The 8,419-nt window shown below is 39.5% G+C and carries 6 protein-coding genes; 3 read left to right on the top strand and 3 right to left on the bottom strand.

Annotated features, from left to right (window positions below; translation table 11 throughout):
* The first annotated feature begins 332 nt into the window (after positions 1-332).
* On the top strand, positions 333-644 hold the full coding sequence (locus tag ACOVO2_RS12715) for an SCP2 sterol-binding domain-containing protein (RefSeq protein WP_421770341.1): 312 nt from the start codon (positions 333-335) through the stop codon (positions 642-644).
* A gap of 157 nt (positions 645-801) precedes the next feature.
* The gene (locus ACOVO2_RS12710; RefSeq protein ID WP_421770340.1) at positions 802-2,601 is read left to right on the top strand and encodes an acyl-CoA dehydrogenase; all 1,800 of its coding nucleotides are present in this window, start codon (positions 802-804) and stop codon (positions 2,599-2,601) included.
* Between the two features lie 193 nt (positions 2,602-2,794).
* On the opposite strand, the gene ACOVO2_RS12705 is transcribed toward ACOVO2_RS12710, so the two are convergent.
* From ACOVO2_RS12705 to ACOVO2_RS12695, 3 genes are all read right to left on the bottom strand, one after another.
* Positions 2,795-5,218: a M1 family metallopeptidase gene (locus ACOVO2_RS12705; RefSeq protein WP_421770339.1), complete on the bottom strand. Its 2,424-nt coding sequence runs from the start codon at positions 5,216-5,218 to the stop codon at positions 2,795-2,797.
* Positions 5,219-5,392: 174 nt separating this feature from the next.
* Positions 5,393-5,845: a RidA family protein gene (locus tag ACOVO2_RS12700; protein WP_421770338.1), complete on the bottom strand. Its 453-nt coding sequence runs from the start codon at positions 5,843-5,845 to the stop codon at positions 5,393-5,395.
* Positions 5,846-6,005: 160 nt separating this feature from the next.
* Positions 6,006-7,355 (bottom strand): sugar porter family MFS transporter, encoded by a 1,350-nt coding sequence (locus ACOVO2_RS12695; protein WP_421770337.1) that lies wholly within the window; start codon positions 7,353-7,355, stop codon positions 6,006-6,008.
* 469 nt (positions 7,356-7,824) lie between these two features.
* Between ACOVO2_RS12695 and recF the strand changes: the two genes are divergently transcribed.
* The coding region (gene recF / locus ACOVO2_RS12690) for a DNA replication/repair protein RecF (RefSeq protein ID WP_421770336.1) at positions 7,825-8,419 on the top strand (595 nt) is incomplete at its 3' end.

The raw sequence follows: 8,419 nt of genomic DNA, 5'->3' as shown, positions 1-8,419 counted from the left end.
AACCAACTCCTCATCAGGTGTATTTTTAAATGCTTTATTTTTCAATTTTGACCAATAGGTTAGTAAAAAGTAACACTTTCTGTGTTTTTTTCATAGAATAAAATGAGCAGACTAGGAATCATAACCAATAAAGACAAGTTATTTTTTCGTGTTTTTAATAAATAAATACACTTTTACGAGTTTTTTGATTATAAGTACCAAATATTGTTTTTTTTTAATAAAAAGACAAATTTCAATCAAAAAAAAATAATAGTATGCTTGCATAATATTATTTCTTTTTTTTACTAACTTTCGAAATCTTTTAAACCTTACATTTCAAAAATAATAAAAACATGACAGCGAAAGAATATTTACAGAACACAGCTTCGAGACTCACAGCAGCAGATATTGATGGCGTAGCAACTACATTACATTTTGATTTTGGCGGAGGTGCTGATTATTCAATGGTTGTGGCCGATGGAAAAGCTGAGTTTGTGGAAGGTTTTGTAGGCACAGCTGAGTGTGTTGTGAAAGCAGATGCTGATGATTTTGTAAAAATTGCAACCGGAGAGATGAACCCAATGATGGCTATGATGATGGGAAAATTAAAACTATCAAACCCTGGTGCCATGATGAAATATGCTAAAATGTTGGGGTTGATGTAAAATGTAGAGTCCACAGTCAATAGTTGGCAGTCCACAGAATAGTAAACTTTCTTGAGTCTCTGTAAACAACTGATGATAAGCGATTAACCAGTCAACCAATAACCAATTTTCAGTAACTAATTTAATAAAACCCCCTTTTGGGAGGTCTGACGATTTTATGGCAAAGAACTATTTCAATAAAAGAAACGTGGACTTCTTGCTTTATGAAGTTCATGAGGCAGAAACGCTGACGCAACACGCTCGCTATGCCGACCACAATAAAGAGACTTTCGATATGACGATTGATGCAGCAACGCAAATTGCTGATAATCTGATGTTTCCGTTTGTGAAAGATGTCGATAAAAATCAGCCAGAACTCAAAGATGGAAAAGTAACGGTTCATCCAGCCATCAAAGATTACTTAAAAGCTCTCGGAGAATCGGGGCTCATCGGTGCTGACTTTGATTATGAAAATGGTGGAGCTCAAATGCCGGTAACGGTGACGAGTATTCTGGGGTATATTTTGATGTCGGCTAATAATGGAATGATGTTTACTGGCCTTACGGCGGGTGCGGCTCGTTTGATTGCCAGTTTTGGTTCGCAAGAATTGAAAGATACTTATATTCCGAATATGATTTCGGGAAAATGGCAAGGCACAATGTGCCTAACTGAGCCACAAGCGGGAAGTTCGTTATCGGATATTACTTCTACGGCTGAACCTTTGGAAGATGGAACGTATAAGATTCGTGGACAAAAAGTGTTTATTTCGGCGGGTGACCACGATGCTACTGATAATGTGATACATTTATTCATTGGTCGTATCAAAGGTGCTCCACTTGGCACGAAGGGGATTTCGTTATTTGTAATTCCAAAATATCGCATTGATGGCACCGATAATGATGTGACTTCGATGGGAATTTACCATAAGTTGGGACAGAAAGGCGTTCCTGCCATGCACTTGGGCTTTGGTGATAAAAACGATGATTGTATCGGATATTTGGTTGGAGAACCCAATAAGGGCTTGAATTACATGTTTCAGATGATGAATGAAGCTCGTATAGGCGTGGGTATCACGGGAGCATCTATTGCATCGGCGGCTTATTATGCGGCACTTGAGTATGCAAAAGAGCGTCCACAAAGCCGTCGATTGAATCAGAAACACGCACTTGATGCTCCACAGATTCAGATTATTCAGCACCCCGATGTGAAACGAATGTTGTTGTTTCAGAAAGCCGTTGTTGAGGGTTCGTTATCGCTTTTGCTCGAAACTTCAAAATATTTCGACCTTTCGGAAGCATCTGATGATCCAGAAGAAAAAGAAAAAGCTCATTTATTGCTCGAATTGCTTACACCAATTGCCAAAACTTTCCCTTGTGAGTATGGTATGAAAGCAATCAGTGATGCGGTGCAATGTTTTGGTGGATATGGTTTTACAGAAGATTTTCCTGTAGAACAATACTACCGAGATATTCGTATCACGCCAATTTATGAAGGAACAACGGGTATTCAGTCGCAAGATTTATTAGGCCGAAAAGTACCAATGGCAGGAGGGAAGGCAACTATGCTGCTCGCCCAAGAGGTCGGTAAAACCGTAATGGGGGCTTTGCAATATGATGAATTAAAGCGTTATGCACTTTCGCTAAAAGAAGAAGGTGAACGCCTACAAAAAGTGACCATGCACTTGCTAGGAATTGCTGGAACAGGCGATGTTGAGCGATTCTTATCAGATGCGACACTTTATATGGAAATGTTTAGTTTAAATGTGGTGGCTTGGCAATGGCTCAAACAAGCCGTTGTGGCCAAACAGAAATTAATTATTTCGTCTGATAATGCTGATGATGTGGAGTTTTATGAAAGTAAGATTCATACGATGAAGTATTTCTTCCACTACGAGATTCCGAAAACGCAAGGCTTGGCTACTCGACTGATGGACGAAGAAGTGCTGACGATTATGACTGAGAAGGAAGTTGTGATGTAAAAAAGTCAACAGTTTACAGTCAACAGTCAACAGTCCACAGTCAACAGTCCACAGTTAACAGTCCACAGTTAAACAAAACCCCCGAAATAGAAATTCTACTTCGGGGGTTTCTGTTTTACAGGCAACTATTTTTAAGTTTGTAGAAATACAATTTGTATTACTACGGACTTATGGACTGTCGACCGTGGACTAATTAATTCTTACCACTCGTCTGCGTTCCAGCAGGTTGAGATTGTTTCGCTTGTTGCATAGGGTTTTGGCCTTGCGGACGGAACGAACCTTGTTTAAATGCTTGGAACTTCGTTGGTTTTTCTGGCTCACGTGGGAATGAGTTATTTTCAGTGTCGATGTCAGCAATTTCGTAGAATGGGTCGAGTGTAAACTTCGTTACCTTTTTCTTTGTCGGAATTGTTTTCTTCACTTCTTTGTCATTCAAACGCCAGATTTCGGCAGGAATTCTAACGATTTCGTTTGTACCATCTTCATAATCCATTTTGATGATTACTGGCATTGGTAAACCACCTTTGTTTTTTACTTTCAAAACATAGTAGTTCATTCCTGACTCCAATAATTTACGTTCATCTTCGCTCAAACTTGATTTGTATTGCTCAGATTTTTGTTTGTCAGCCGAAGTTACAGCGTATCTGTCATAAGAATTATAGAAATCTCTCATCGTAGAATCAGCTTCTACAACTGTTTGCTTAATATCAGTTTGATTACGGATATTGCTCAAAGTTTGTCTTTTTGCTTCTGCGTCTGCTTTCTCAGCGGCTTTTTTAGCGATAGGGTCTTGGTTATCGGCAGCATACCATTCAACTTCTGCTAAATCTTGGTCGGCAGGCTCAACACCGTAAAACCAACCTTTCCAGAACCAGTCTAAATCAACGCCCGAAGCATCTTCCATCGTACGGAAGAAGTCGGCAGGAGTTGGTGATTTAAACGCCCAACGACGTGCGTATTCTTTGAAAGCGTAATCGAATAATTCACGACCCATTACAGTTTCACGCAAGATATTCAAGCCTGTTGCTGGTTTAGCGTAAGCATTTGGCCCAAACGCCATGATATTATCCGAACTCGACATGATTGGCACTTGTTGCGTTTTATCAGTTTTCATGTACGGAACGATGTACTGAGGCTCGCCACGACGAGAAGGGAAGTTTCTGTCCCACTCTTGCTCAGCCAGATATTGGCAGAAAGTGTTCAAACCTTCGTCCATCCAAGACCACTGACGCTCGTCAGAGTTTACAATCATTGGGAAGAAATTATGACCAACCTCGTGGATGATTACACCTATCATACCCGCTTTTACTTGTTCAGAATAAGTGCCATCTGGCTCAGGACGGCCTCCGTTGAATGAAATCATTGGGTATTCCATACCACCACCAGCAGTTGCGTGGCAAGAAATAGCCACAGGATAAGGATATTGAACCGTACGGTTTCCGTAGCTTCTCAACGTATGCTCAACTACACGAGTTGAGTACTGTCCCCAAAGTGGATTTCCTTCTTTTGAATAGAACGACATGCTCCAAATTTTGCGTCCGTTGTTATAAACATCGGTTTGCATGGCATCCCAGATAAATTTACGTGAAGATGTGAAAGCAAAGTCACGCACGTTGGTTGCTTTATAAATCCAAGTCTTTTTGCCAGTTGGTTTTCCTTTTTCTGCTGCTTCTGCCTCTGCTTGTGTAACGATAAGTACAGGCGTTTTTGAATTAGCGGCTTGTTGGAAACGCTTTAATTGTTCAGCACTCAATACTTTGTCGTAGTTTTGGCACTCGCCAGTTGCACCCACAACGTGGTCGTTTGGTACGGTGATTTCTACTTTATAATCTCCGAAAGGAAGTGTAAACTCGCCTTGCCCTAAGAATTGTTTGTGTTGCCAGCCGTTTACATCATCATAAACTGCCATACGTGGAAACCAGTGTGCAATGAAGTAGTTGTAGTTGCCATCTTTAGCAAAGTACTCCATACCTGAGCGGCCGTAATAGTTTGTGATATTGTAGTTCCAGTCGATACGGAAAGAATATGATTGACCTGGTTTTAAAACCACTGGAATATCAATACGCATCATGGTGCTGTTGATGGTATATTTCAAATCTGCTCCAGTTTTGGCATCTTTTACAACCGTAATTTTGTAGCCATACTCTTTATTCCCCGAAATTCCACCAAAAACTGATGAAGGAGCATTTACGTTTTGAAGAGCATTGAACGACATTCCTTGAGCATCAACTCCACCAGTTTTTGTCATGGCATTGATTGAACTTTTCTCGAACAAGTTTTGGTCAAGCTGCAACCACAAATAACGCAATTCATCTGGCGATTTATTGGTGTAGGTGATAACTTCCGTTCCGATGATTTTCTGATTGGCATCGTCTAATTCAGCCTTGATGTCGTAATCGGCTTTTTGTTGCCAATAGTCTTTTCCTGGAGCACCAGAAGCTGTACGATAAGTGTTTGGAGTTGGAAGTTCAGTTCCCATTTGTTCAAAACGGGTGTTTGCATTATATTGAGTGCCGCCTTGTTGGGCAACAGCAACTAATGCTTGAAGAATCAAAAGCGTAGCAAAGAGAAGTTCGCTTACGTGCAACGCTCTACCTAATACTGATAGTTTTCTCATAAAGCATGATGAAGGGTTAGTGAAATTAAGAATGTAGAATTAAAAATTAAGAATGATTTTACGTCAAACTATACATTAATTCTTCTACTTATTATTTATTAGCAAATATAGAGATAAATGCCAAAACTACCTCAGAATAAGGCAATTTCAGGGAAATTCGAGATAAATTGGATTTTACTTACGACGAGGCTTATGGGCTATCGCTGCTACTACTGCAATTTCTATGCTTGCTCCACCAGGTAAATTGGCTACTCCAACCGTTGTGCGTGCAGGAAAATCGCCTGTGAAATACTTGCCGTAAATTTCGTTTACTTTCGCAAAGTTATTCATGTCTTTGATGTAGATAGTTGTATTTACAATATCACTCAACTTGGCATCGGCGGCTTCTAAAACCGCTTTGATGTTTTCCATGATACGAACGGTTTCTGCTTCAAAGCCACCATCCACAAGTTTGCGAGTGGCTGGGTCGAGGCCGATTTGACCAGCCACAAACAAAAAACCATTTGATTTTACTGCCTGACTGTATGGGGCAATCGGCACGGGGGCTTTATCGGTCTTGATGATTTCTTTGTGCTGTGCAAAGGCAAGATTTGTGACAAAAGACAAGCATAAAATTAGTTTTTTCATGATTTCGTTGGTTTTGTATTTCGGTCTGACCGAAAATGATAGATGAAGAGAATATTTTTGCAATTTTCTTCAATTTGCTTGAAAAAGCAAGGTTTTATAAAACGAAAGAGCTTAGTTGCTGAAAACTAAGCTCTTTTGATATGAATTTTAATATTGTGGTCTAGTTATATCGTTTTTCGATTTCTTCCAAACTCATGCCTTTTGTTTCAAAAACAATATATTTGGCGAAAAGTAAACCGAGTAATACGACAGTCATGTAGATACCGAAAATTCCACCATTCGTGCCGAGCGATGTTGCCGCCAAAATCGGAAATGAATAAGCCACACCAGCATCAAAAAGCCAATGATTGAAACTACCCATACTCGAAGCAAAACCTCTGATTTTGAGCGGATAAATCTCCGAAATCAATAGCCAACCCAATGGCCCAAGGCTTATAGCAAAGAAAATTATATAGACATAAACTCCGCCCACGAGCATAATTTTTTGTAGTTCGGGGCTGAGAGAGTCTTTCATGTAGAAAGCCAAACCAACGGTTGCCAAACAAACCGCCGTTCCGAGAAGACCAGTGTAAAGAATTTGTTTCCTACCAAATTTATCTAAAATCATAATGGCTAAAAAGGTAGAAGCTGCATTGATTACACCCACACCCACTGTGGCGAGTGCAGCCGTATTACCATCGGGAAATACATTTTTGAAAATATCGGTCGAAAAATAAATAATGGCGTTGATGCCCGAAAACTGTTGAATAAAGAAAATGCCAATACCAATAAACAGCGGAATACGTAAACGCTTGCTAAACAGCATTCTCCAGTCGCCTTTGTTGTGTTTTTCGTCTTCGATTATTTGTTTTGTTTGTGCCAATTCAGCCTGTGCTTGACTTGGTTCACGTAAGCGATTCAACACTTCGAGAGCTTCGGCATCTCGGCCTTTTCCAATCAACCAGCGTGGACTTTCTGGCACAAAGAACATTCCGACCATTAGAATTGCGGCAGGAATAAAACCCGTCCAGAACATACTTCTCCAACCATCTTCTTGCTCGGCAAAGAAATAGCCAACCACATAAGAAAGTAAAATTCCGAGTGTAATGGCGAGTTGAAAGAAAGTTACAAGTTTACCTCTTTTATCGGTCGGAGCGATTTCTGCCAAATAAAGTGGCACGGTTGAGGCTACGATTCCAATCGCTAAACCCAAAAACAAACGCCCAATGATTAGGAACGAAACTGATGGAGCGATAGCGGTAATAATTGAACCAACAACAAAGACAAAAGAAGCAATGATATTGATTTTTTTACGGCCTAATAAATCGGTCAAAGGCCCGCTAATAAACGGCCCGGCCATACCGCCAAACAAAACCGCACTTACGATAAAACCTTCGGTTTCGGGGCTTGGGTTGAATTTTGTACGGAGTTGAGGCAAGGCAACATTAATAACGCCTGTATCAAAGCCAAAAAGTAGGCCGCCCGTTGCAGCAACGGCAGCAATGAAATAAAGAAGCGAGTTTTTATTCATCAGAACATTTAATAGGTTAAGTAAGTATTAGGATTACAAATAAACTAAACTTTAGTGAAAAATGCCTAAATTTCGGTTTAATTCGTAAGACAACTTTCTATCTTACCATCACAGAGAATAAAAATTTGAAGAGAAATCTTATAATTTACATACTGTTAAGTAGTCCACAGTCAATAGTCGACAAGTCCACAGAAAGTTAATGGGCTTATAAACAGCCTCTTAGCTATTTATAGAATTGTCGATTATATAAATCTTATTACTTAAGTAATTTATTATCAATTCTTTGCTTACTTTTTTTTGAAAAAAAGTAACAAAAAAACACGAATCTTACAATCACCTCTTGTAAAATTTGGCAATAATTTGAAAGGACTTACTGATTTACTCCGCCAAATTTTACAAACGGCGTGTAAGATTCATTTAATGTACACTTTTTTATTGTTATTTTTTGCTGAGTTCTTATCAATATTCAATGTTTTTAGAAAAAATATATCTTTCAAATTTCAAAAATTACGAAGAAGCAAACTTTACGTTTTCGAGTCAGGTAAATTGTATTGTGGGCGAAAATGGTAGTGGTAAGACCAATTTGCTTGATGCGGTCTATTTTTTGGCCTTGAGTAAAAGTGCCATTCATAGCCAAGACGCTCTCAATATCAATCATGATGCCGATGTAATGATGATTGATGGGATTTTTAGGAAAGGAGATAAAAAGCACCAAATAACTTGTTCAATTCAGCGTGGGCAGCGAAAGGTTTTGCTACACGACAAAAAGCCTTACGAACGACTTGCCGACCACATCGGGCAGTTTCCTGTGGTTTTGATTGCCCCCGATGATACCGAATTGATAAAGGATGGGAGCGAAGGCCGTCGTCGTTTTTTTGATGGAGTGCTTTCGCAAATGGATAATGACTATCTGACTGACTATCAGCATTATAATAAGCTTCTCGACCAGCGGAATAGCCTTTTGAAAATTTTCTTTGAGCGAAATTTCCTCGACCAAGATTTGCTTGATACTTACTCCGACCCTTTGGTGAAAATTGCCATCAGGATTTTTGAACAACGAAGAA

It is taken from the genome of Emticicia sp., from assembly GCF_049241225.1.
In the GTDB taxonomy this organism is placed as follows: Bacteria; Bacteroidota; Bacteroidia; order Cytophagales; family Spirosomataceae; genus Emticicia.
Note: the sequence above shows the minus strand (reverse complement) of the source record. Positions and strands in the feature narration are given on the sequence as shown.